This window comes from Mariniradius saccharolyticus AK6, assembly GCF_000330725.2.
Lineage (GTDB): Bacteria > Bacteroidota > Bacteroidia > Cytophagales > Cyclobacteriaceae > Mariniradius > Mariniradius saccharolyticus.
Genome location: NZ_AMZY02000010.1, coordinates 417,306 through 441,453 on the forward strand (window position 1 = coordinate 417,306; position 24,148 = coordinate 441,453).

The window sequence follows — 24,148 nt, forward strand, 5'->3', positions numbered from 1 at the left end:
TAACTTCCGCTATGAAGTACAAAATCGCAATTATCGGCACCGGGAACGTCGCCTGGCATTTGTCCACAGCATTGGAAGAGGCCGGACATACACTTACGGAAGTCTATGGCCGGGATATCAAGCAAGCCGAAAAAATCACGAACAGGGTTTACCTTGCGGAGCCCAAGGATGACCTGGATTTCTCGGATTCCGAAGCACAGGTTTTCATCCTTGCGGTAAGCGACAATGCCATTGCGGAGATCTCCGATGCCATTATCCTGCCCGAGGAGAGCATCTTGGTCCATACTTCGGGCTCTGTGCCCTTGGATGTGTTGGGGTACAGTTCGGCGGCTTACACGGGGATATTTTATCCTTTGCAAACCTTTAGCAAAGACCGCAACATTGACTTCGCGGAGGTTCCGTTTCTGTTGGAATCCGAAGACCAAAGCACGCTGCAAAAACTCCAAAAACTCGCCAAAAGCCTTTCTCCCCACCAATACATCCTCCGATCCAAGGACCGACTCGCCCTGCATGTAGCCGCGGTGTTTGCCAGCAACTTTTCCAACCATATGCTTAGGTTGTCAGAGGAAGTAATGAGGAGACAAGGGTTGGATTTTGAGATGCTCAAACCGCTCATCATAGAGACCATCAGCAAGAGTCTCGAGCTCGGGGCCAAGCGTGCACAAACGGGTCCAGCAATCAGGGGCGATTTCCAGACACTGGACCGCCATTTCCAATTTTTGAACTACAACGAGCAGGTGGCGGAAATTTATAGGCTATTATCCCAAGACATCATTGATTCCTATTAAAAAATACCTGAAACATACTATTTGTAATCACCGAGTTCTTTCATACCTTTGACACGGGTGATTAAGTTACTTTTTAATGTTAATGATGGCCTTGCAATTCTTGGTCTTCAAACTTTTGAAAAATCGAGTGGCAGCCAAAAGCTGCCACTTTTATTTTTACCAAAAGATTAATAGATAAGTTTCAGGCTTTGCGTTTACGATTCCGAGTATTTAATCCGACTACACCGAATTTACCCTTTCCAAGTTCCAAACTTGCCCATCTGATAGTCAAAGTATGCTTGCCGGATTTCGTCTTGGGTATTCATCACAAATGGCCCCTGTGCGACCATAGGCTCTGCGAATGGCCTAGCATGGCCCAAGATCACAACCGCATCCTCCGAAGCTTCGACCGCAATGGCATCGCCATCGTTGTTGAATTCCACCAAAGTCCTGAAGGGGACCCTGTCACCGATAATCCTGATCGACCCACGCACGATGTAGAAAAAGACGTTTTCAGTCTGTGGAATCTCCTTTTGGAGTTTTGCTCCTTTGTCAAGAAAAACGGTACTCAGGAGAATCGGTGTGAGGGTTTCAAAACTGCCTCGCTCACCATTCCATTCCCCCGCGATCAATTGGACCCTCACGGCGCCTTCGTGCAGGGTGAAGTGGGTGATTTCCTCTTTTTGCAATCCGATATACCTCGGCTCAGTCATTTTCAGCCTGGCAGGAAGGTTCAGCCACAGCTGAAGGATTTCCAATGGTCCTCCTTCCTTCTTGAACTGCGAAGAAGATACCTCGGCATGGATCAAACCACGCCCTGCAGCCATCCATTGGATTCCGCCCGCCCTTATCACCGATTCGTGCCCGCCGGAATCCTTGTGCATGATATCCCCTTCCAAGATAAATGTCACTGTTTCCATGCCCCGGTGCGGATGTGGGCCAAATGGAAGCCCATGGTTATTGGGACCGTAGGTTTGAAAACCATGGTGATTCAAAAAAATGAAGGGGTCAATCTGCCGCAAGCTTGGCGAAGGAAGCGGATTGTAAGTAGTCAAATCAGCGATGGGATGGTAGGTAGCCGGGTGAAGGTTCTTTATGGTTCGCATGGCTTTCTCTTATTTAAATAGATATAATTGGCCTTTCAGGTATTTTGTTCGCTGGATTTTGACAAAAAGAGGCAAAACCAAGTTTCAAAAAAAAAGCCTGAACAAGTCAGGCTCTTCTCTTATCTCAACCAAGCGAGGGATACCTCGTCAGGTACTTTCATTCTGTCGGCAAGGCGCATATACCGATCCGAAAGGTTGGATAGGTAATCCTGGGCTTTGGCCGCCATGTCATTCAGGCCGCTCAGGCTTTCGATTTTCCAAAGCTTGACCAAGTGGTCAATAATCCTTGCGTAATCCCAGCCGGTGTAGATGCCGATTTTTTGGGTAATGGCGGAAAACTGGTCAAATAGGGTCGGATTGCTGCTGCCTTTGCCCATGAGTATGGCCGGCATGACGATCTGTTTGCGCATCATCTTTTCAAAGGCAAGGATCGCCCCGCTTGGATCAATCTCGAAAATCTCGCTCATGAAGCTTTTGTAGGCCTTTTCATGCCTCGCTTCGTCACCGGCAATGGTTTTACAGATTCGGGAGAGCACGTCATCGCCGGCCTTGTCTGCTAGTTTGCCGGTATTGACATGGGAGATCTTGGTGGCTCTTTCCTGAAAGGAAGTGTAAATGATCGCCTGGTAAGGGTCACGCTCCGAACGCGGGTCAAAGCCGTTGTAGATCAGGCGGTGGATGGTTTGCTCCACCTTTTTCATATCCGCCCGTCCCGAAAGGTAAAGGTACTTGTTGAGCAGGTCGCCGTGTCGGTTTTCCTCTGCTGTCCAGGCCTTGGACCATTTGACCCAACCCGAATTACTCAAGAGGTTACCCTCCACGTTGATTCCTTCGAGCATATTGAAATAGGTCTGGTAGCTCGGTAGGGCTTCCTCTGTAATCATATTGCCGACCAGGGAAGTAATCACCGTATCCGGGATATTGGCCGCTCTTTCCTGCAATTTCTTCAATTCTTCAAATGCCTCTGGCTTGCCCATGTCGGGCAAAAAATCGGATGGCTGCCAGCAATCGTCCGGATCGACCAGGACGTTCTCCACGGCATTGGTCACAAAACCGTCCAAATGGGAGATGACCTCCATGTTTTTCTGCAATTCGTAATCGATATTCTCTGATTTTTTCATGGTATTTTCTGGATTCACCAGATCTAATTTTAGCAAGTTTATCCAACAAGAATTTTAATCGGAACGGTAATTTCTATGCTTGGACAAAATTATTGATCAAAGGTACCGACTATTCATGGGATATGGTCACAAAAAACCCGATTTCGAAATCGGGTTTCCAAGACCTTGAACAGCAAATCCCTTGTGTTTCATTGTTATTTGATCAATACCCAAGATTTCTGATTGAAACCGGGTGGTGCAGTCTCCCTCAGCCTTCCGGCGATTTTATCCAAATACATCGTATTGTACCTGAGGCGGGTAATGTAGTTGGGCAGGTTTGGATCGCAGTTCCAGCAGTGTTCGAAGCGGTCTCCGTATTTCACTTCCCCGGCATAGTAAGGATCTTTGGTACTTTCCAAAAACTCCTCGCAGAGGTAAACGGCATTGTTGAGGTAATAATTGTCCATATCCCCACAGTAAATGTGGATTTTTCCCTCCAAGTCTTTGCCGAGTTTGCCCCAATCCCGCTGCATGATATGGGTCAGGTCATAATTTTCCTTCCAATGGGCCGCGACTTCCTTGTCGATTCCACCGGTATACTTATCCCAAATGGGCTTGGGATAGCCATCTTCGCCTACTGGGGAAAAAACAGCCTGCCAGATATCCCACTGGTCTCCCGAAAGGCTCTTCTCGCCACCCAATGCCAACTCCCGGTAATTCATATCCCTCAGCATCGTGGAGACATGCCCGAGGTAATTCCTTTTTCCCACCCGGTCCATTTGTTTGAAAGGTCCTCCAAATGAATATGCATTCTCATCCTCATAGATATTGACCGTCGTGTAAGCCCTGAAGTCAATCGGGTCTGGACAGGCCGCAAAGCAGCCATTGTACTCGGTGGGGTACTTGACCTGCACGGCCAGCGCCTCCCAGCCCCCCGTCGAACCCCCATAGGTGAAGCGCGCCCAGCCCTCGCCAATGCCGCGGAACTGCTGCTCGATGTAAGGGATGAGTTCGTAGGTGATCGCATCCCCATAAGGCCCCAGATTCTCAGAGTTGACGGCATAGCTATCGTCGTAGAACGGATTGGCATGCTGAATTTCGATCACGATGAATTTGGGAAAATCGGGTGAAATCCACTTTTGGTAAAAATCATAGGCTTCCTGCTGCTGGATTTTGTTGTAACCGTAGATGCCAAACCGTGCATTGTATTCGTCCTCCAGATTCTCATCGGGCGGTGAGGTCCTGAACCCTCCAAAATCAGAAGGAAAATGTCCGTGATAAATCATCAGCGGATAGTACTCGCTTGGGTTTTTCTCAAAATCCCTCGGCAACAGCACATGGGCACCGAGGTACATATCCCTGCCCCAGAAATCCGACAGCATTTTGCTCTTGAACTTGATATGCTTCACAAACTCGGTATCTGCCGGTTCTTCGACCGGTGGATTGATTTGGTCCATGTGTAGTTCGATCGTGGTCTTGCCATCCCAAGTGACTTTTTTGGCCGGGCTAAAGATATTGCCGGGCGTGCGGTTCCATTGCCTTCCCTCCCACTGGTCCATGGGCATCTTCACGGTATGCCCATCCGAGCGCTTAAAAGTCTCATATTTCACAAAATAGGCCTGAACCCAATATTCTCCCGCGGGGACATCTTCCCAGTTTTCGATTGGAAAACCAAAAGACTCCAAGTCAAACGACAAGGGCTCCCCTTTTTTGTAATTCTCAATATCCATCCCAAAAACCTGCGCCGAACCGACCTCATCACTCACTGCAAACCGTGGCTCCGGGCTTTCGCTGTGGTGCAGCAAGAGCAGCAGCCTGCCATCGGAAATTTGTTCTTGGAATTGATCGGCGATTGTAATGACTACTTTGGAAGATGGGCCGGAATTGCAGGCGGAAAACAACAACAGGAGCAAAAACAGGGAATTGGCAGCGCGTTGCATATAGGATGTTTGGTTGATTCAGTAAAATTTAATGAATTTCGTGGGTAAACCTTATGAAAATTATACGGATGGAAAAGTTTTGCTGCCCGTACCAAATAATCTACCATCTATCAATCTTGATGAATTGAAAATTGTCGAAAATGATACATTAAGGTAAAATTCCAGAAATGATGAGAAAATCGATATGGATCGTCTTGGGACTGGGCCTATTGATGGCCTGTTCCGCAAAAACCGAAAAGATAGACTATACCAAACTCTCCGAGGAGGAAGTTTTGGCTGAGGCAAAGAAGATCGCCCACGAAACCATCATTGTGGATGGACACATGGACCTGCCCTTCCGTATGTACAACCTGGGCAACCACTTGAATGGAGAGGTTTATGACTTCATTAACCGTCAGACCGAGGGCAATATTGATTATGTGCGGGCCAAGGAAGGCGGCTTGGACGCGCCATTTATGGCGATTTATATTCCTGCCTCTTACCAAGAGAAAGGTGGGGCCAAAGTCCTCGCAGACACGCTTATCATGATGGTGGAACGGCTGGTAAATACCTGGCCCGACAAATTGGCCCTGGCGAAAAGCCCGCAAGAAATCGAGGAAAACTTTAAGAAAGGCCTGCTGTCACTTCCCATGGGCATCGAAAATGGCGCTGCCATCGAAGACGATATCAATAACCTGCAATATTTCTTTGATAGGGGAATCCGCTACATGACACTGACCCACGGCAAGGACAACCTTATCGGCGACTCTTCCTACGACACTGCCCGTACCAACAATGGGCTGAGTGATTTTGGGAAAAAGGTAGTGCTGGAAATGAACCGCTTGGGAATGATCGTGGATGTTTCCCATGTGGACGACAAGACATTCTTTGACGTGGCAGAGGTTAGCAAAGCACCGCTCGTCGCTACCCATAGCTCGGCAAGGCATTTTACGCCCGGATTTGAGCGGAATGTGTCCGATGAAATCATCCAAAAAATCGCAGAGAAAAAAGGCATGGTGATGATCACCTTCGGTGGAAGTTTTATTGACCAGGGGTACGCTGCGGCGGGTGACTCCATCCGCGCGCATATTCAGGAATGGCTCAAAACCAATAACCTGACCATGCAGGATTCCGCAGCCCAAGCCTATATCAAGGCCTACCGCGCCCAACATGCGCCGACTGTACATGTCTCCAAAATCGCCGAGCATATCGACCACGTCGTCAAGCTAGTCGGGATTGACTATGTGGGCCTCGGTTCTGATTTTGACGGTGTCGGAGATTCATTGCCCGAGGGCATGAAGGATGCGTCGATGTATCCCAACCTCATTGCCGAACTGCTGAAAATGGGATACTCGCGGGAGGATATCGAGAAGATCTGCCACAAGAATTTCTTCCGCGTTTGGAACGATATCCTGAATGCCGCAGGATAGCTTTAAAATCCTCCCGAACGGAGGATTTTTTGTTTTTGTCAAAATCATCCATGTACGGATTGAAAATATCAGCATTCGAGAAATTTTTTTCCTTAAATTCGACATCGTCCAACATATCCTATGGAAGCAGAAATCAAAAAACCAAAAGCTGAAAAAACAGAACGTGAGCGACAGACATTTTTTCGCGTCACATTCAAAAACAACTGCAACCTTCTGCAAATTGCCGATAATAAGGCCAACATGGTCATCAGCATCAATGCGCTTGTGATATCCTCCATCATCGCCATTACCGGCTACGGGATGGTTTCGCAGGTACTGGATTTTCAGGGCTTGAAAATGGTCCTGCCCATTTCCCTGATCGCAATATCATGCTTCGTTTCGATGGTTTTGGCGGTACAGGCCGCAAGGCCAAAAATCATCACCAAGCAATCCGTACCAAAGGATCACGGGAAAAGCAGCATCCTGTTTTTTGGGGAAAGCTCGACTTATTCCCTCCAGGATTACCTCAACCAAATCGAAAGCATCCTACCATCGAAGAAGGAAATTCACGAACAAATGGCCATCGCCCTCTACTACCAGGGCAAAGTGCTGAACCGAAAATACCAGCTTCTCAGCTACGCTTACCTCGTGTTCATTTTGGGTTTGGCGTTCGGCCTTTTGACCTTCTTGGTTTATCTGATCCTCATGACTTAAATGTCCACTTGTCAAAATGAATGAACCCATGACATCCAGCCAAACTCTTTTCAAGCAGGCCTTCAGCCTCTTGTTCCTTCTTTGCACATTGGTACTTAGCCAAGCGATGGCCCAGGACGAAACGGTGTCCAAGCTATTTCGTGAGGATGCTCCCCTTGAAGTCAAAATGTCCTATTCATTCCAAGAAATAAAAAAGAATAGCGAGTCCAAAACCTATATCCCCACCTACTTCCACTATAAAAATGAAGGGGGGACCTGGGACTCGGTGAAAGTGGAAGTACGTGCCCGGGGAAATTTCAGACAAGACAGGTGCATGTTTACCCCCATCAAGATGAAAATCCCAAAAGGCGACCGCAAGGGTACGATTTTGGGAGGAAACAAAAGTCTGAAACTCGTCCTGCCTTGCCAGAATGCCAAATATTCCAACGACTTGATCCTCAAGGAATACCTTTGCTACAAGCTTTATGAGCCGGTCACTCCCTATTACTTCCACACCAGAATAGTGAATATTACACTCACGGACCTCAACGATAAGCAGCCCAAAACTTATGAATTGAAGGGGATTTTGGTCGAGGACGATGAGGAAATCGCCGAGCGATTTGGGGGTGAACTCAGGTCCGATGTCAACGTGAATCCCATACGACACCATGATACCACCGCCCTAAAACTCGATTTTTTCCAGTACATGATTGCCAACACCGACTGGTCCAGCTACTACCAACACAATATCCAACTCATGCAGCTCGCCAACAAGCAATACATCCCCTTGGCCTATGACTTTGACATGTCTGGTTTGGTGGATGCGCCCTATGCGGGGGTAAGCAAGGAAATCCCAATCCAATCCGTACGGGAAAGGTACTTTAGGGGCATTTGTCGCACGGATGAGTTGTACGCCTACGTGCGGGGATTTTATTTGGAAAAGGAGGAGGAGATTTTCAAAGCTTACGACTATATCGCTGACCAAATGGATCCCAAAGAGATAGAAAAAAGCAAGAACTATTTGTCGGGATTTTTCAAAACGCTCAAAAACGACACCCAATTCAAGACAGATATTCTATTGAAATGTAGGCAGTAATCGGAGTGAAGTGCTTTTGTTGGAATGGGCTAAAGCACCGTTCCTATTGCACTGTGCAGAGCCTTATTCGCCCACAAAAGCGATCACCTCAGTTGCCTCCTGCTGTGGTTGAAGTCTGGATAAGCCCAACTTCAGTGGGGGCTTTAGCCTAAAGGAATGCATATGAGGATAAACCCAACCCATTAGCCCCAAAGGGACGCAATCCACTAGCGAAGGGTGTAGCCCTTCGCGAAAAAGGATCAGCCGAATTCCCCAAGCCCCGAAAGGGTGCAATCCCTTTTATCAGAAACATCCTGCGTTTCCGAACGCAGGATAACGAAAGACCGCCCTACATTCCCAACCGCTCCTTCAATTCCAAGTAGGCACTGACCATCTTGAGGCTGCCATAGTCGTATTGGTCGGGATAGGTTTGACGAATTTCAGACAGATCGCCGGCATGTTTTTCCAAAACAGCCTCTATCTCATCGATCTGCCGCTGTCCCATGTGCCTAAAAATATCCACCTGCCCTTCTCCAATCCCCCGGGCCAAATGGGTTCTAATTGTCGATTCGGCCAATCCCCTTTCTGAAGCGATATCCGCAATACTTTTTCCCGCGTTGCTAAGCTGATAGGTCAACAGGTAGGTATCGCCTTTGACCCGCTTGAGGGAGGGTTCCTTTTCCGACTTTTTCTTCTTGCCGGTCTTCGAAAGACTGAATTTGGGGTTTTCCGCAGCTGCCTGCTTGGCTTCCAAGGCCGCCTGCATGCGCCAATCAATCAGCTCTTGGGTGATTTGGTTGACCTTGCCAAATTCTTCCCCATCGATGATGGCACGCGAAAGCAGCAATACCCGACGCACTTCTTCCCATTTCCTAAACAGGGCCAATTCGATACCCGACAGGCCCTCTTGGTATTCCTTGGTCTTGGAAAACCGCGCAACTTCGGCGGAATGTATCAGGACCAATTTGAGCGCCTTTTCCAATATCTTGGAGTAATAGGCTGAGCCTTTTTCCAGCCTTTCGGACAACTTCTCCATCTCAGCGGCCTGCAGCAAACTGACGAGTTGGCGCTGGAACTTGGTCGTATTCTCGGATTCCAAAGCGAGGTCGGCCATCAAAGTCGGGATAGCAAGGCGCATTTCCACATCCTCAAACTCCATCGAGCTGTCGGCATCCTTTTGGAAGGCCTCAATGCTTTGGAGCAGGGTTTCCAAGGAAAAGGTGTGGGTGAAAAGCTTCTCCAAATACCTGCGCTGATGGAAGGACAACAGCTTTTCCAAAGGCTCCTGTTGGCTGGCGGAAACAGTGAAATCCGAGGCATTCGGATCGGCGGAAATGATATGGCTTTGGATGCGGGTCCGCAGGGTCAGTCCTTCCAAACCCTTCAGGCGACTCAGCGCCACATACACCTGCCCTGGGGCAAAAGCCTGCCCTACATCGATAATCGCCCGCTCAAAGGTCAGTCCTTGGCTCTTGTGCACGGTCACCGCCCAAGCCAATTTAATGGGAAAATGCTCGAAAGTACCGATGATTTCTTCCTCAAGTTCCTTGGTCGTCTCATTCAGCACATAGCGTTTGTTTTGCCAAATCTCGCGGCGTAGGGTCGTGCGGAATGCATTCCCCTCCATGATGACAGCGATCTCATCCCCCTCGATTTCGGCAATCTTGGCCATTTTTCCATTGAAATACTCCGCCGAACCGCTCGAGTCGTTTTTGATGAACATCACCTGCGCCCCTTCCTTCAGTTCGAGCACCTTGGGCAATGGATACATCGACTCAGGAAAGTCCTTGTCGATGACCGCTTCAAAAAAATATGATTTTCCCGGCAGGGCTTGGAGTTCCTGTTGGTTGATCGAGTCGGCCTTGTAATTATGAGTCGTAATGGTAATGGTATCCTTCAGCGACTTGATTTGATCCTCCGCTTTATAAAACGAATTGAGGGTTTGGATATCGGCGGGCGTGACCCGGTTTTCACGAAGGTGATTCAAAATCGATATGAACTGCTCATCCTTTTGCCTGAAAATCTTGTCCAATTCCAAATACACCATACCCGATTCCCGCAGCGCCGCCGCCTCAAAGAAGTGCATGCTTTTGTAAAACTTACCCAAAACCCGCCATTCCTCGTCCTTGACGATCGGCGGCAACTGGAACAAATCCCCAATCATCAGCACCTGAACCCCGCCAAAGGGCTCGGAAAAATTGCGGTGTACACTTTTCAGCCTGTAATCAATGGCATCCAAGACATCCGCCCGCAGCATACTCACCTCATCGATGATGAGCAACTCGATGGATTGAAGTACCTTTTTTCGGCTGGCGTTCAGCGTATGCCTCCTGCCAAGGCTGTATTGTGTGTAGAATCCACCGCTATTGCCATAGTTCCCCTCAGGTTCACGAGTTGGCAAAAAGGAACCCAAAGGCAGCAGAAACTGCGAATGGATGGTCACTCCCTTGGCATGAAGCGCTGCGATACCCGTCGGCGCCACGATGACAAAGCGCTTGTGGGTCAGTTGGGCAAGCTTGCGAAGGAAAGTCGTCTTCCCCGTGCCGGCCTTTCCCGTCAGAAAAATCGGGCAATGGGTCGTGTTCACAAAATGTGCGGCCAATTCCAGCCTATCGGTCACTTGGTGTTCCATAAGCTCCAAAATAAACTATAAATTCAAAGGAAAAGGCGTGTGAAACGTTTATTTAGCAAAGTTTTCAAAAAAATGTAACTTTGTCGACCGTAGATAGTTGTCATACTAACTATTACAACACGAAGTAATTTTCCCCATCATCCCCATGTCCAAGTCCATCGTCGTCACCGGAGGAACCAAAGGAATCGGAAAGGCAATCATCGAGCGATTTGCTGCAGAGGGCTTTTCGATCTACACCTGTGCACGCAGCCAAGTGGGATTGGATGAGTTGAGAAATGAACTGGAAAACAGGTTTCCCGGAGTATCTCTGTTCACGATGCGGGCAGATCTTTCGCAGAAAAGCGATGTCATTGCCTTTGCGGAAGCGGTCAAAAAGCAGGCGATTCCGGATGTTTTGGTCAACAATACGGGGGTATTCCTTCCCGGATCGATCCACTCGGAGCCTGAGGGCAACTTTGAGCTCCTCATGCAGACCAACCTGTATTCGGCCTATTACCTGACGCGGGCATTCACGGCAGAAATGATCGCCCGCAAATCCGGGCATATCTTCTCCATTGGCTCCATTGCGGGACTGACAGCCTATGCCAACGGTGGCAGCTATGCGATTTCCAAATGGGCCATGTTGGGATTTACCAAATGCCTGCGGCAGGAATTGAAGGATTACCAGATCAAAGTCACCTCGGTCATGCCGGGAGCGACATTCACGGATAGTTGGCAGGGAGCCGACATCCCCGAATCAAGATTTATGAAAGCGTCGGATGTGGCAGAGGCGGTTTGGTCGGCCTACAACCTTTCGCCCTATTCCGTTGTTGAAGAGATAGTTATCAGACCTCAGTTAGGAGATTTATAATCACGGTATGCAAGCCAAGGAACTACTGGAAAAAATCAAGTATTGCGACAGCCTGACGTCTTATTCACGCAGAAAGACGATCCCTGTACGTGTCGGCGACGTCATCATCGGCGGGGATAACCCCATCGTGGTACAATCCATGACCACGGTCGATACCATGGACACCCAAGGCTCTGTGGAGCAGTGCATCCGCATGATTGAGAGCGGCTGCCAACTCATCCGCATCACGGCCCCCAGCATCAAGGAAGCCGAAAATCTCCAAAACATCCGCAACGAGCTCCGCAAGCGGGGTTACAATACGCCCTTGGTAGCGGATATCCATTTCACGCCCAATGCAGCGGAAGTAGCCGCACGCATCGTGGAAAAGGTCCGTATCAATCCCGGCAACTACGCCGATAAGAAGAAGTTTGAGATCATTGAATATACCGACCAAAGCTATCAGGAAGAGCTCGAAAGAATCCGCGAGCGCTTTTTGCCTTTGGTGAAAATCTGCAAGGAGCACGGTACGGCCATGCGTATCGGCACCAACCACGGCTCGCTTTCAGACCGCATCATGAGCCGCTACGGAGACACCCCACTCGGCATGGTCGAGTCGGCGCTGGAGTTTTTGAGGATTTGTGAAGACGAAAACTTCCACGACATCGTGATTTCGATGAAATCCTCCAATACCCAAGTCATGGTCCAAGCCTACCGCCTTTTGGTCCAAAAACTGGACGAAGGGGGCTTCAAAACCTATCCGCTGCACCTCGGCGTCACGGAAGCGGGCGACGGGGAAGACGGACGCATCAAGTCCGCCGTGGGCATCGGTACGCTCTTGGAAGACGGCTTGGGGGATACGGTCCGTGTGTCATTGACCGAGGATCCTGAGTTTGAATCGCCTGTGGCAAAGACTTTGGTCGACAGATACCTGGGCCGCGAAAACCATGCGCCCATCCCAGCCATTACCCATTACCCGATTACACCCTTTGAGCACAACAAGCGTAACAGCATCGAAGTGTTCAACTTTGGGGGAACCAACGTACCACGGGTCATCACGGATATCTCGGCAGTCGCCCATATCACGGAAAAGGAAATGAAAAACCTTGGCCATTTCTATTTGCCCGAATTGGACAAGTGGAAAATGAACGACCAAGGGGCCGATTATGTGTTTTCAGGCGACCATCCGATTCCCTTCATGCTGCCCAACGGGATGAAGGAAATCCAATACTACAACCACTGGCTGGCCGCAGAGGATAGGAACAACAAGTTCCCCGCCTTTACCCTGGCTGAATTCAAGCTTGCCGAGGAATTCCATTACGGATTGAATTTCCTCTTCCTGTCGGATGTCGAGGTGGAAGAGGCTTTGCCCTTCATCGAAGGCAGACATGATGTCGTCATCATCCTCCACAGCGACAATGCCCACAACATGGCGGCTTTGCGCCGGGCCTTTGTCCAACTGATGGAAAACCACAGCCAAATCCCCGTTGTCGTCAAGGTGGATTACCCCGCGCAGACCCAGGACAAGACGATGCTTTACGCCGCGACCGACGTGGGCGGACTGCTTGTCGATGGTCTTGGCGAGGGGATTATGATCGGTTTGGAGGCATACCGGGAAGCGCCGCGGGAAGTACTGCTGGAGCAGGTCAAGCTGCACAATTCCGTCAGCTTTGGGGTACTGCAGGCCGCGCGCACGCGGATGTCCAAGACAGAATACATTTCCTGTCCTTCCTGTGGCCGGACTTTGTTTGACCTTCAGGAAACCACCGCCATGATCCGAAAGCGTACGGACCACCTCAAGGGTGTCAAGATCGGCATCATGGGCTGTATCGTGAATGGACCCGGCGAGATGGCTGATGCGGACTACGGCTATGTGGGATCCGGAAAAGGAAAAATCACCCTCTACAAAGGCAAAGAAGTGGTCAAGCGCTCCGTAGCTTCCGAAAAAGCAGTGGACGAACTGATCGAGATCATCCGCAAGGATGGCATGTGGATCGAGCCGGGAGAGCGCTTGGAGGTTTGATTTAGGCGTGAGCTGAGGGACAAATAACCAGCCAGATTAGAATCTATTTTTTTTTGAAGGCAGAATCCACCAATCAGGGATTTCCTTGGCCTGTTACATGCTCTTCGAAAAGTACCGTGCTTTCTTCGTTTTTATCGAAAAGTGTACGAATGGTGTACTAGGCATGTACTAGGGGTATACTGGGAGTGTGCTTTACTACATACAATCAACGGTTGGCACAACAACATTCATCTCGATATGTGGGTAATGGTGCAGAGTCTGCGGAGTTAGTAAAGTCAGGATTTGTAAACACCACCGAAATCACTGAATCAGCCTCATAAGAGTAAATTGTGGAAATCTCAGGCCCGTAGTACTCATACCAATAGCCCTCCCTTTTATCATTTTTATAACCTCCTTCCAAAAACAGATTTCCGCACTCAATATTAAAATACCTTGCCCACCCATCTCTTTGCCCGTTTTGAAAGTTCTCAACAGAGAACAATTTTCCATCCCGGTACTCAAGCTGTTCCCCATCCAGAACGCCAAACTCATATTGCTGCTCAAGCCATTTTTCTCCATTCTCAAAAAAAGAAAACGCTCTACCATGTAGCTTACCTTGATACCGTGAGCCGGCTGTGCTTACCATGCCATCGGGAAAAAAGGTGGCAAAGTTTTCCAATTCCAAACTTTGATCCTTATGTCTGTCGGAAGAACAGGCCAAAAGAACGAAACAGCAAACAAATATTGATACAGCTTTTTTCATTGTTAAAGACATTACCACAGCTAAACGAGATGTACCTATCTGAGATATGAACTACAAAATCGACCAAACAAACCGGTAAATATTCCCTGATAATGCTGCTCCATTTACAAACCTTTGACCATTAGAAATACCAAAGCCCAAACTGGCCCCCAACCCTACCCCTTCCCGCTCTCCTCGAGATACCGCTTCCTATCAAGGTACATGATGCCCCAAATATGCCCATCGGGGTCCGCGAGTGTATGGACTTGCATGTATCCCTCATCGATAGTCTCACCAGCTACCCTTCCACCCGCTGCGACTGCTTTGGAAAGGACGGTTTCCACTTGTTTGGGACTAGCCAGCGGCAAGGTGAAAGAAGCAGAAATCGCCCCTTGCTCATCTGCTACTGGCCGCTTGCTCCCATAGGCGAAAAACTCCCTGGATTGCAGCATAACCAGGACACCTTCTCCCCAAGCCATACAGGTTTGATCTTCACCTGAAAAAACGGGATTCTCCACAAAACCCAGCTGCAAGTAAAATTCCCTCGACCGACCCAGGTCGGCAACCGGCAGGTTGATAAAGATCTTTTTCATGTTTTTTTGGTCAGTTGGTGATCAATTTCCGATATCCGTGCGCGTACCAGTTGGGCAATCAACGCCTCCGGTAGCGGTTTATCGGCGGTAAATCTTAGGACGGTGGAGGAGTGGTCAAAGGTCTCCAACTTATCTGAAAAGTCCTTCAAAACTCTACCGTCCATGATAAAAAATGATAGGTGCTTTTTGGAAGACCTGAATCCAACAACCCTTTTGCCAAGGTAGTAGTAAAACGGCACACCCCTGCTGAGGCCTTCTTCCGCCATAGGGACTAGCGATTGGACTTGGGAACGCAACTTATCCAAGGCGATCCTTTCCTTTTCTGGAAGCTTTTCCAAGTATTCCAACACTTCGGATTTCCGCGTCATCCTTCCATTAAAGTTAAACCGCAAATTACGGGGTAAAAGCAACTTGAGTGCCATAGACTTGAGTGCCGAATAAATGACAAAGGGATTGCACCTTTGGTACATGCCGCGCAAAATGTCTGCGTCGGAAACAAGGTCGAAAGGGTAGCCCTGCGTCAAATGCCAGGACTATCTCCACAGCAATGCCAAAGTCAAGCCTTGGCAGGTTAAAAAACAGAATCGGGAAGCATCTTGGCGACACTTCCCGATTCATGAACTGGTAATCGTAACCACCAACTCATGTCAAGCTACAGTTATTGTGACTTTGAATCAGTTGCCCAAAACAAAAACCCGATTCGAAACAAGTCGTTCTTTCGAACTCCTTTTGTCGTGATGATGCTTCTGCGGTTTCCCGTCTCAGACTCCAAAACATTGCTGTTTCTTCTTGTCCCTTCGCTTCTCACTTCCTATTTCAAAACCGAACCCGGAATCGTATTTCCGATCTTTTATCTCTCACTTGATGTTATCAAATTTCGCACGTTGATACCTGAATTCCAATCATTTGTTGATATTTTTATAAACAATTTTTCCACCGGAAAGCAGGGGATATGCACAAGTTTTCAACAAAAAAAGAAGTAGCCCCGCCGGGAATCGAACCCCTGTCCGAATGTCCAACATAGAAAGGAATCATACTCCAAAAGACGCTCTCTGGACGGGCGGGTGGATCTTAGGTTCCGGAGACCTACGTACTATCCCCGTCCGACTGGCGACAGCCGGGCGGGCCCGTCCGACCGATTTCAGCCGGGCGGACATTGTACCACGGGGCCAATCATTCAAACAAATAAGCCACTCCTACATTTGAAGTGGCATCTTTGTAGCCTCGACAGGAATCGAACCTGTATCTAAAGTTTAGGAAACTTCCATTCTATCCATTGAACTACGAGGCCGGTCTAGATGCAAGACGGGAGACTTATGACACAAGACCGGTTCAAAATTTTCCTTCGGAACTTTAGAATCCAAAATCTTGGCTTTCGCTTCTCCTCTCTCGCCTCTCAAACTGAGGCGCAATTTTACAAATTCCACTTCATTCAAGCAAATTAATCAGGGCCATTTGCGCTTTTAAATATTAAACCGCTATCTTTGCAGTCCAAAATTTGAGATGGACGAGATCCATCAATTCATTTAATATCAAAACTATATGGCAGTAAAAATCAGATTAGCGCGTAGAGGCCGAAAAAAATTGGCCATGTACGACGTTGTCGTAGCTGATGCGAGATCTCCACGTGATGGACGATTCATCGAAAAGCTCGGGACTTACGACCCCAACACAAACCCTGCTTCCATCAACATTAACAATGAGCGTGCTCTCAAGTGGTTGATGAACGGTGCACAGCCTACCGATACGGTAAAGGCAATGCTTTCTTACAGAGGTGTATTGTTGAAAAAACACCTTCAGATCGGCGTGTTGAAGGGTGCTATCACCCAAGAAACAGCGGACGAGAGATTCGAAGCGTGGAAGGCTTCCAAAGAAGCTGCCATCAGCGGAAAAGTCGACAAATTGGCCAAGGCTAAAGCAGATGCCAAGCAAAAGGCATTCGAGGCGGAAGCTGCCAAAAACCAGGCCCGTTTGGACGCACTGAAAGCAAAAGAAGTTGTCGCTGCCCCTGCTGAAGAGGCTCCGGAAGCTCCTGCTGAAGGCGAAGAAACACAAGCGTAATTTGATTTCCGGGCCATGAACAAAGACAAATGTTTCCATTTGGGCCACATTGCCAAAGTTCATGGACTGCATGGTGAGGTTGGGATCGTGTTGGATGTGGACTACCCTGAGGACTACGAGGGACTTGAGCACGTCTTTGTCGAACAGAAATCCCGCTTGGTTCCCTTTTTCCTGGAACATTTTGTCATCCAGCCCAACGGCAAGGTCTTGGCAAAATTCGAGGACATCGATACGGTCGAAAAAGTCAGCCCACTCGTGGGAAGCGAACTTTACCTGCCGCTGACCGAACTCGAGGAACTTGGAGAAGACCAATACTACTACCATGACCTGATTGGTTTTGAGGTGCACGACGAGGCACTCGGCAAAATCGGGGAAGTGAAAGTGATTTACGATTTGGAAACCCAGGATTTGTTGGGCGTCGAACATAAAGGAAAGGAAGTCCTGATACCAATTCAGGAACACATCATCCAAAAAGTCGACAAGGCAGAAAAGAAAGTTTACTGCCAGCTGCCCACAGGATTGCTTGACATATACTTGGAAGACTGATGCACATTGACATCGTCACCGTGGTACCTGGACTGCTGGAAGGCCCTTTTTCCCATTCGATTCTCAAAAGAGCGGAAGAAAAAGGACTCGCTTCAGTAAAAGTCCACAACCTACGGGACTATGCCACCGGCAAACAAAAGCAGGTCGACGACTATGCTTTTGGAGGCGGGGCGGGGATGGTCATGATGATCGAACCTATAGCCCGCTGTTTGGAACATCTCCAGCAGCAGCGGACCTACGACGAGATCATCTACATGACTCCTGATGGAAAGACCTTTGACCAGCAGATGGCCAACGAGCTTTCGCTGAAAGGCAATCTCCTCATCCTTTGTGGACATTATAAAGGTGTCGACGAGCGGGTAAGGGAGAAATTCATTACCCGGGAAATCAGCATCGGGGACTTTGTGCTATCGGGTGGCGAGTTGGCCGCGGCAGTAGTCGCAGACGCCGTCATCAGGTTGATACCCGGAGTGCTCAACGATGAGACCTCCGCGCTCACAGATTCCTTCCAAGACGGCTTGCTGGCACCGCCGGTATATACCCGACCTGCCGAATATGAAGGCATGAAGGTACCCGAGGTGTTGCTCTCAGGCCACCAAGCAAATATCGAAACCTGGAGATTTGAAGCATCGGTTCGCCGGACAAAAGAGCGAAGACCCGACCTGTTGGAAGGGAAATAGCGGAAAGGCGATAGTAAGAAAGCAACAGAATTAAGAATCCATTCAAACGCTGCGCCGAGGCATCTTGGCAACAAGCAAATAAATCATACGGCTATGAGCGAACTACTAAAATTTGTAGAAGCGGAATACAACGAGGTGAGAGCCAAATTCCCTTCTTTTAGAGCTGGAGATACCATCAATGTCCACGTGAAAATCATCGAAGGAAACAAAGAGCGTATCCAGCAATTCCAAGGAACTGTCATCCAGCGAAAAAACCCCAGCACCAACGGGGAGACTTTCACTGTAAGAAAGATATCCAACGGAATCGGTGTAGAGAGAATCTTCCCACTCCTTTCACCATCCATCGACAAAATCGAGCTGTTGCGTGAAGGCAAAGTCAGAAGGGCAAGATTGTACTACCTGAGGGGACGTCAAGGCAAATCCGCCAAGATCAAAGAAAAAATCAAACACCACAAAGACTAGTCGTCTTTACCAGTATCAAAAAGGGAATCCAAACGGTTTCCCTTTTTTTTGCAGAATTCAAGTTTACAGATTGGAATTCGAGGCGCACATCCATTTTCTTTCGGATTTGGAACCTTTTCACGAGGTAATGGGTCGTCGCAGTCTTGGGTGACTCTTAAAATTGACTGTGAGCCAAGCGATAGAAAAGAATTTCCGTGCCAATAACAAAGCTACTTTTTAACCTTTATCGAGGCCTTTAGATACCTTGGATTACCATCTGTCTCTATGACGGCGTATAATTCCGACATGGTAAGGAGGCTCTCTCCTTGAAAATCCAAAGAAAGGGTAATCCTCGTGTTTGGTTTGATTTCCTTGGCAGTTACATGGTATCCCGTGCAACTACAATCAGGTTTCACGGACAATATGTTCACTTTTTGGCTACCCCGATTATGTAAGGTGAACGTACTTTTAATACTCTCGGCACCAATAAGTTCTGATCTATCTATCCACACTATCCTCGGTTCCAAAAAAACTTGCTGTTGATTGAATACGCTTAGTTCAAACGAAGCGCAAAATAAGATCATCAATAGCCTACCACACCAGCCCATGTGCTTCCAATGTTTTGATTATTGATCGGATGTACTCGGATGTTTCCCGCATATACCTTACAGAACTGGGATCCTTTTCACCCATCTTTTCAAAATAGAAATAAGATTCTTCGGTGAGCTTATGGGCTTTAACCTGAGGATTGGACAAACTCTTGGATCGAAAATACTTTTCAAACTCTTTTCCTCCGACGGTATAATCGGGAAATGACGTGGAAGAGCCCAGCGCTGACAGAAAAGTACCAGTCGCTTTTTGTGTTTGTAGGGACTCAGGCTTAATTACTTCTAACGGCAACTCTAGAACGGAACAATACACCTGCGTTTTTTGACTTGAATCGTTTACCTCAAATTCAATCTTGGAAAAAAAGGGCAGGTCACTCGTCTGGATAAACTCTACTCTACCCGAGACGGTGTAGAATTTGCCATTCACATGTTTGAACTCTCGGGCCGGTATTTCAAGGCTATGCAATTGCCCATCTGGAAAAAACTTGATCAGAATAGGAAAATCCTTAATTGTCATGCATTCAAACTGACCACAAATTATCTCTGCTTGCAACCAATCCTTGGTCTTTGAGTCCAAAACCGCAAACAAAATATCATTTAGAAAAACGGCGGCAACTCCTATTTTGGTTTTATAGGGTAGGCTTTTTGAGTCATTTTGAAACAGCCTGGACTGTGCCGCCAAAAATGAAAAATTACCTGTTTGGAAACGGGAATCTACTTTGGCCCGGTCACTAAGTCCAGAATGGAAGAAGTAACCAAGACTTTGGAATACCTGATCACTTGACACCTCAGATAAGATTGCCTTGGAAAAATTCAGCTTTTCCGAAATTTTACCAATCGATGATTTGGCAAACCTTGCCAAGGTCTCCGGAGTAAGCGGACTCACCCCGACTGTCGGTAAATCAATCGTGCGGTCTTTCAGAATAATCTGATTCTCCTCTCTTAGCATCGCGGAAACATCAAGTGCATAGTCCTCAAACGCCAAGTGCTGGATAATCCAAATCGGAGATTTTTCCAATTCATCTTCTGTAAAGAAAACCTGACCATGCTCGTCTCCGACTTTGATCACTGCCATATTCTTCGACGAAGCCGTGAAGAACGGGATAGTCTGTCCCTCGGAATTCATCGCAATTAGCTTCTGTGCCGTCAAATTCATTGGCATGTGATAGACAAGACACAATAACGAAAAACATAGCCGCAGCCCACCCATCTCAATGCTTTAGTTTGAACCTGTAAATCGCCAACTTATCGTTTTCCTCGTCCACAATCCCATCCGCGTAGTAGAAATCTCCCGCTTTACCAATCACCCTGAACCGGCCGGGTACTTCCAGGTCACCGATCAGCTTGAAACGATCGTAAATCTGAAGGCGGGAAGTTTGATCCAGACGCCCATTTTGAAAATAGGATCTGAATACCATGCCGCTCTGCGGTTCTACATACAAATGATCGAAATAGCCAGCCATTTCCAAATCGAGCGCATACCTGTCTAAGGCGTCCTCGATGGTATTGGTCTTTGGATAATCCTTTTTCATGTTGGTTCCGTCTGAGCCGAAAAGCATTAGAAGCCTCCCTTCCCTATCAAATACATGAATCAATGGATCAATGGCGAATGAAACGAAAATGCTGTCTCCGACTGTCTCAAATTGAAAAAAATCGAAGTTTGGCACGAACTTATTCGACAAATACTCTTTTGACCTCAGCCCTATGCCTTGGACAACCCGCTTCGACTTCAAACTATACCGACCAAGAATCGAAACTTCCTCATAGTACTCTTCCGATAAATAACCGTTTAATAACGGGTGTGTCATCGTGATCGGAATCAATACTTCTTCGGTTCCCGGTGTGCCAAATAATTCAAAATTAGTATTTGCCCCATTGCCCATCCAATTTACTTCATACAATCCGAGCATCTTTCCGGAAGGCCTATTCAACATCTCAGAATAACTATCTGAATACTCCCATTCCAAAGGCCATTTATCAGTCTTTTTAAAGCTACCGTCGAATTGCACCAACTCGAAATTGTCCAACACAAGGTGATTACCCTCATTCGCATAGGGCGAAAAACCATGGATATTGTTCTGGTTTTCAGGACCTTCTCCCTTACCCAAAAAACTTCCCGAAAATCGACCTAAATGATCATAGACGTGGATGCTGGCAAAAATCTGATCCACAAAAAAGAGGGTGTCAGACCCCATTGCAAAAAAACCAACCCCAGAAAAATACTCCCTTTCCAAATAGAGTGTATCAATCTCGATTCCTTTGACTACGATATCGATGTCCCTAATTTCAGGAATCACTGCTTCTTTCTGAGTCCAGGAGCAACCAAAGAGAAAAAAAAGAGCCAACGCCCAAACATAATCGACATTCCAAAACAACCCCGCCCATATGAGGCGGGCGGGGTGCAGACCACGGCAAGATTTATCCTTGTTGCGCATCATAGGGGCAATTTGACGAACCATCGGCACATGAACCTTGGCCACATCTGGAATTCAGGGAAATTTGGTTTCCACCAAAACAACCCCCTTTCCGGCACCTGCACAGATTCTCCTTAGGCGGATCAGGAATCACTACCTGTGAATTGACGATGTCCGTACTCAACAAAACGAACAAAAGAGGAACCATCAAGCATTTTAACTTTCTCATGATTTTGTAGATTAAAGGTTTTTAAAAATAATTCTTGGGATCGGCGCCTAATCCAACATTCACAAATATATATATATATCGAACACATTAGGTAAGGAGATTTTTTTGTTTGTCCTTTAAAAGATCAGTAATTTCAATGTCTGATGGCAAAGTCAGAAGGGCAAGATTGTACTACCTGAGGGGACGTCAAGGCAAATCCGCCAAGATCAAAGAAAAAATCAAACACCACAAAGACTAGTCGTCTTTACCAGTATCAAAAAGGGAATCCAAACGGGTTCCCTTTTTTTTGCTTTCTGTGTTTCATTTTGAGCCAATAAGGATAGCAAAATTCCTATCTGACTTCATACACAAATTAGACAGCTTTACTGCCTTTGTTTTTATATCTTTGCGCCCTAATAATCCGAACAGGATATGTTTCATAGCCTCTTTCAATCGGAAATCAATCGTCCATGAACCAAACCGTTCGCGTCAGATTCGCGCCCTCACCCACGGGTGCACTCCATATCGGCGGGGTGAGAACCGCCCTGTACAATTACCTTTTTGCCAGAAAAACCGGAGGTAAGTTCCTCCTTCGCATCGAAGATACAGATCAGGCCCGCTTTGTGCCGGGTGCGGAAGAATACATCCAGGAAGCCTTGGCATGGCTGGGGATTTCCCCCGAGGAAAGCCCATGGCACCCAGGAGACTGCGGACCCTACCGTCAGTCGGAGCGGAAACCCATGTACATGCAATACGCTTTGGACCTGATAGAAAAAGGCCATGCCTATTACGCTTTCGATACGGCCGAGGAATTGGAAGCCATGCGGGAAAGGTTGACCGCTGCCCGTGTGGTCTCTCCCCAATACAATTCCATCACGCGCACGCAAATGAAAAACTCCCTCACCCTGTCTGAAGATGAGGTGAAGGCAAGACTTGCTTTCGGCGAACCTTATGTCATCCGCATCAAGATCCCCCGCAAGGAGGAAGTGCGCCTGCATGACATGATTCGCGGCTGGGTCGTGGTACACAGCAGCACCCTCGACGACAAGGTCCTGATGAAATCCGACGGCATGCCGACCTACCACTTGGCCAATATCGTGGATGACCACTTGATGAAAATCACGCATGTGATCCGAGGTGAAGAATGGCTGCCTTCAGCGCCTTTGCATGTTTTGCTTTACCGGTATTTGGGTTGGGAGGACACCATGCCGCAGTTTGCACATTTGCCCCTGCTGCTAAAGCCGGACGGCAACGGCAAACTGTCCAAACGAGATGCCGAGAAACAAGGCTTTCCGATCTTTCCGATGGACTGGAAAGACCCGGTGACCGGGGAGACAGCCATGGGATTCCGCGAGGCAGGTTACTTGCCTGAAGCGGTATTGAACTTTCTGGCGTTTTTGGGTTGGAATCCGGGCGACGAGCGCGAATTGTTTACCTTGGACGAATTGGTCGAGGCATTTTCCATCGAGCGGATCGGCAAATCGGGAACCAAGTTTGATATCAACAAGGCTAAATGGTACAACGAACAGTACCTTCGCGAAAAAACCGACGCTGAACTAGGTGCATTCCTCAAAGCCGACATCGAAAAAGATGGACTGGGTATTTCAGAAGATAAAGCGGCGAAAATCGCCCATATCATGAAAGACCGGGTCACCTTTCCTCAGGACATTTGGAGAGACAGCAAGTTTATGCTCATCGCCCCGACCACCTTCGACCAGGAAGTCGCTTCCAAAAAATGGAACCAGGAAGCCGTTTCGGTTTTGACGCAGTATATGGAAGAGCTGGAAGGATTCACGGAAGAATTCAGCCCCGAAGCTGCGAAGGCACTGCTCGAAAAAGCCGCAGAAACCACTGGATTCAAGCTTGGAAAAGTGATGCAGGCGGTACGCTTGGCCGTCACTGGATTGGGTGGCGGACCGGATTTGATGGCGGTATTCAGCATTCTCGGGAAAGAAGAATTGGCAAAACGGATTAAATTTGCGCTAGAGACCCTGTCTATCCAATCGTAAATTTGTAATTGAACAAATCCAAAAGACTATGGCCAAGAAACCAAAAAAGGAAGAAAACCCGAAAGTCCACAAGGATTTGGAAGGCTTCAAAATGAGTATCAACTCATTTGGGGAAATATCCAGCAGTTTCTCGATCGACAAGATCAATGAGTTTCTCAACAAAAACGTAGAGGATAAAAAACTCAGGGACAGGGACGATCTGGAGGATATTCCCACTGAAAAGAAGAGAAAAGGAAAAACCGATTCTGAATAACGCTTAAAAATGCACAGAAATTAAGGTCTGTGCATTTTTTGTGTCTCAATTTTTTAAACCATTC

The 24,148-nt window shown here is 47.8% G+C and carries 22 protein-coding genes, 1 tRNA gene and 1 pseudogene; 13 read left to right on the forward strand and 11 right to left on the reverse strand.

Annotated elements, in window-relative coordinates; translation table 11 throughout:
* Nucleotides 1-11 precede the first annotated feature (11 nt).
* Nucleotides 12-788 carry a Rossmann-like and DUF2520 domain-containing protein gene (locus tag C943_RS11095; protein WP_008627672.1) on the forward strand — a complete coding sequence of 259 codons (777 nt, stop codon included), beginning with the start codon at nt 12-14 and terminating at the stop codon, nt 786-788.
* A gap of 230 nt (nt 789-1,018) precedes the next feature.
* On the opposite strand, the gene C943_RS11100 is transcribed toward C943_RS11095, so the two are convergent.
* The 3 genes from C943_RS11100 to C943_RS11110 form a co-directional block, all read right to left on the reverse strand.
* Nucleotides 1,019-1,873, reverse strand: coding sequence for a pirin family protein (locus C943_RS11100; RefSeq protein ID WP_040480187.1), 855 nt, complete (start codon nt 1,871-1,873; stop codon nt 1,019-1,021).
* 119 nt (nt 1,874-1,992) lie between these two features.
* The gene (locus C943_RS11105) at nt 1,993-2,994 is read right to left on the reverse strand and encodes an acyl-ACP desaturase (RefSeq protein ID WP_040480190.1); all 1,002 of its coding nucleotides are present in this window, start codon (nt 2,992-2,994) and stop codon (nt 1,993-1,995) included.
* Between the two features lie 194 nt (nt 2,995-3,188).
* A complete protein-coding gene (locus tag C943_RS11110) occupies nt 3,189-4,913 on the reverse strand; it encodes an alpha/beta hydrolase (RefSeq protein ID WP_008627677.1) in 1,725 nt (574 codons plus the stop codon).
* Between the two features lie 170 nt (nt 4,914-5,083).
* Here C943_RS11110 and C943_RS11115 point away from each other — a divergent pair, with 170 nt between their 5' ends.
* The 3 genes from C943_RS11115 (at nt 5,084) to C943_RS11125 (ending at nt 8,090) form a co-directional block, all read left to right on the forward strand.
* Nucleotides 5,084-6,322 (forward strand): dipeptidase, encoded by a 1,239-nt coding sequence (locus C943_RS11115; RefSeq protein WP_040480357.1) that lies wholly within the window; start codon nt 5,084-5,086, stop codon nt 6,320-6,322.
* Nucleotides 6,323-6,442: 120 nt separating this feature from the next.
* Nucleotides 6,443-7,015: a Pycsar system effector family protein gene (locus C943_RS11120; RefSeq protein ID WP_008627680.1), complete on the forward strand. Its 573-nt coding sequence runs from the start codon at nt 6,443-6,445 to the stop codon at nt 7,013-7,015.
* Between the two features lie 28 nt (nt 7,016-7,043).
* Nucleotides 7,044-8,090 carry a hypothetical protein gene (locus C943_RS11125; RefSeq protein ID WP_008627681.1) on the forward strand — a complete coding sequence of 349 codons (1,047 nt, stop codon included), beginning with the start codon at nt 7,044-7,046 and terminating at the stop codon, nt 8,088-8,090.
* 328 nt (nt 8,091-8,418) lie between these two features.
* Here the strand turns inward: C943_RS11125 and C943_RS11130 are convergent, their stop codons facing one another.
* Nucleotides 8,419-10,701 carry a helix-turn-helix domain-containing protein gene (locus tag C943_RS11130; RefSeq protein WP_040480193.1) on the reverse strand — a complete coding sequence of 761 codons (2,283 nt, stop codon included), beginning with the start codon at nt 10,699-10,701 and terminating at the stop codon, nt 8,419-8,421.
* A 145-nt stretch (nt 10,702-10,846) separates the two neighbouring features.
* Here C943_RS11130 and C943_RS11135 point away from each other — a divergent pair, with 145 nt between their 5' ends.
* Together C943_RS11135 and ispG are read left to right on the forward strand one after the other, a co-directional pair.
* The gene (locus C943_RS11135) at nt 10,847-11,551 is read left to right on the forward strand and encodes an SDR family oxidoreductase (protein ID WP_008627686.1); all 705 of its coding nucleotides are present in this window, start codon (nt 10,847-10,849) and stop codon (nt 11,549-11,551) included.
* Nucleotides 11,552-11,558: 7 nt separating this feature from the next.
* Nucleotides 11,559-13,550 (forward strand): (E)-4-hydroxy-3-methylbut-2-enyl-diphosphate synthase, encoded by a 1,992-nt coding sequence (gene ispG, locus C943_RS11140; protein ID WP_008627688.1) that lies wholly within the window; start codon nt 11,559-11,561, stop codon nt 13,548-13,550.
* Nucleotides 13,551-13,755: 205 nt separating this feature from the next.
* Here ispG and C943_RS11145 read toward each other — a convergent pair whose 3' ends face one another.
* The 4 genes from C943_RS11145 to C943_RS11165 form a co-directional block, all read right to left on the reverse strand.
* Nucleotides 13,756-14,292: a toxin-antitoxin system YwqK family antitoxin gene (locus C943_RS11145; protein WP_040480198.1), complete on the reverse strand. Its 537-nt coding sequence runs from the start codon at nt 14,290-14,292 to the stop codon at nt 13,756-13,758.
* A 155-nt stretch (nt 14,293-14,447) separates the two neighbouring features.
* Entirely contained in the window at nt 14,448-14,864 is a 417-nt protein-coding gene (locus C943_RS11150; protein WP_008627690.1) for a VOC family protein, read from the reverse strand.
* On the reverse strand, nt 14,861-15,334 hold the full coding sequence (locus tag C943_RS11155; protein WP_157198507.1) for an iron chaperone: 474 nt from the start codon (nt 15,332-15,334) through the stop codon (nt 14,861-14,863). The genes C943_RS11150 and C943_RS11155 overlap by 4 nt, the downstream gene beginning before the upstream one ends.
* A 749-nt stretch (nt 15,335-16,083) precedes the next feature.
* Nucleotides 16,084-16,155, reverse strand: a tRNA-Arg gene (locus tag C943_RS11165).
* Between the two features lie 251 nt (nt 16,156-16,406).
* On the opposite strand from C943_RS11165, the gene C943_RS11170 reads away from it, so the two are divergent.
* The 4 genes from C943_RS11170 to rplS all read left to right on the forward strand — a co-directional run bounded on the left by C943_RS11170 (nt 16,407) and on the right by rplS (nt 18,613).
* Nucleotides 16,407-16,925, forward strand: a complete 519-nt coding sequence (locus C943_RS11170; protein WP_040480204.1) for a 30S ribosomal protein S16 — start codon at nt 16,407-16,409, stop codon at nt 16,923-16,925.
* Between the two features lie 15 nt (nt 16,926-16,940).
* Nucleotides 16,941-17,471 carry a ribosome maturation factor RimM gene (gene rimM / locus C943_RS11175; RefSeq protein WP_008627696.1) on the forward strand — a complete coding sequence of 177 codons (531 nt, stop codon included), beginning with the start codon at nt 16,941-16,943 and terminating at the stop codon, nt 17,469-17,471.
* Nucleotides 17,471-18,151, forward strand: coding sequence for a tRNA (guanosine(37)-N1)-methyltransferase TrmD (gene trmD, locus C943_RS11180; protein WP_008627697.1), 681 nt, complete (start codon nt 17,471-17,473; stop codon nt 18,149-18,151). Before rimM ends, trmD begins: the two co-directional genes overlap by 1 nt.
* Before the next feature lie 93 nt (nt 18,152-18,244).
* A complete protein-coding gene (gene rplS, locus C943_RS11185) occupies nt 18,245-18,613 on the forward strand; it encodes a 50S ribosomal protein L19 (RefSeq protein ID WP_008627698.1) in 369 nt (122 codons plus the stop codon).
* A gap of 209 nt (nt 18,614-18,822) precedes the next feature.
* Here rplS and C943_RS22635 read toward each other — a convergent pair whose 3' ends face one another.
* From C943_RS22635 to C943_RS11200, 3 genes are read right to left on the reverse strand one after another with little or no spacing between them, the layout of a single operon-like run.
* Nucleotides 18,823-19,200 (reverse strand): DUF1573 domain-containing protein, encoded by a 378-nt coding sequence (locus tag C943_RS22635; RefSeq protein ID WP_081610472.1) that lies wholly within the window; start codon nt 19,198-19,200, stop codon nt 18,823-18,825.
* Nucleotides 19,184-20,356, reverse strand: coding sequence for a hypothetical protein (locus C943_RS11195; RefSeq protein WP_040480217.1), 1,173 nt, complete (start codon nt 20,354-20,356; stop codon nt 19,184-19,186). Before C943_RS11195 ends, C943_RS22635 begins: the two co-directional genes overlap by 17 nt.
* A 55-nt stretch (nt 20,357-20,411) precedes the next feature.
* Entirely contained in the window at nt 20,412-21,638 is a 1,227-nt protein-coding gene (locus C943_RS11200; RefSeq protein ID WP_245545536.1) for a hypothetical protein, read from the reverse strand.
* Nucleotides 21,639-21,979: 341 nt separating this feature from the next.
* Here C943_RS11200 and C943_RS21740 point away from each other — a divergent pair.
* The 3 genes and pseudogenes from C943_RS21740 to C943_RS11210 form a co-directional block, all read left to right on the forward strand.
* Nucleotides 21,980-22,081, forward strand: a pseudogene (locus tag C943_RS21740) (50S ribosomal protein L19); the annotation flags it as partial.
* A gap of 211 nt (nt 22,082-22,292) precedes the next feature.
* Nucleotides 22,293-23,831, forward strand: a complete 1,539-nt coding sequence (gltX, locus tag C943_RS11205; RefSeq protein ID WP_008627706.1) for a glutamate--tRNA ligase — start codon at nt 22,293-22,295, stop codon at nt 23,829-23,831.
* A gap of 28 nt (nt 23,832-23,859) precedes the next feature.
* The gene (locus tag C943_RS11210) at nt 23,860-24,084 is read left to right on the forward strand and encodes a hypothetical protein (protein ID WP_008627709.1); all 225 of its coding nucleotides are present in this window, start codon (nt 23,860-23,862) and stop codon (nt 24,082-24,084) included.
* Nucleotides 24,085-24,148: the final 64 nt, after the last annotated feature.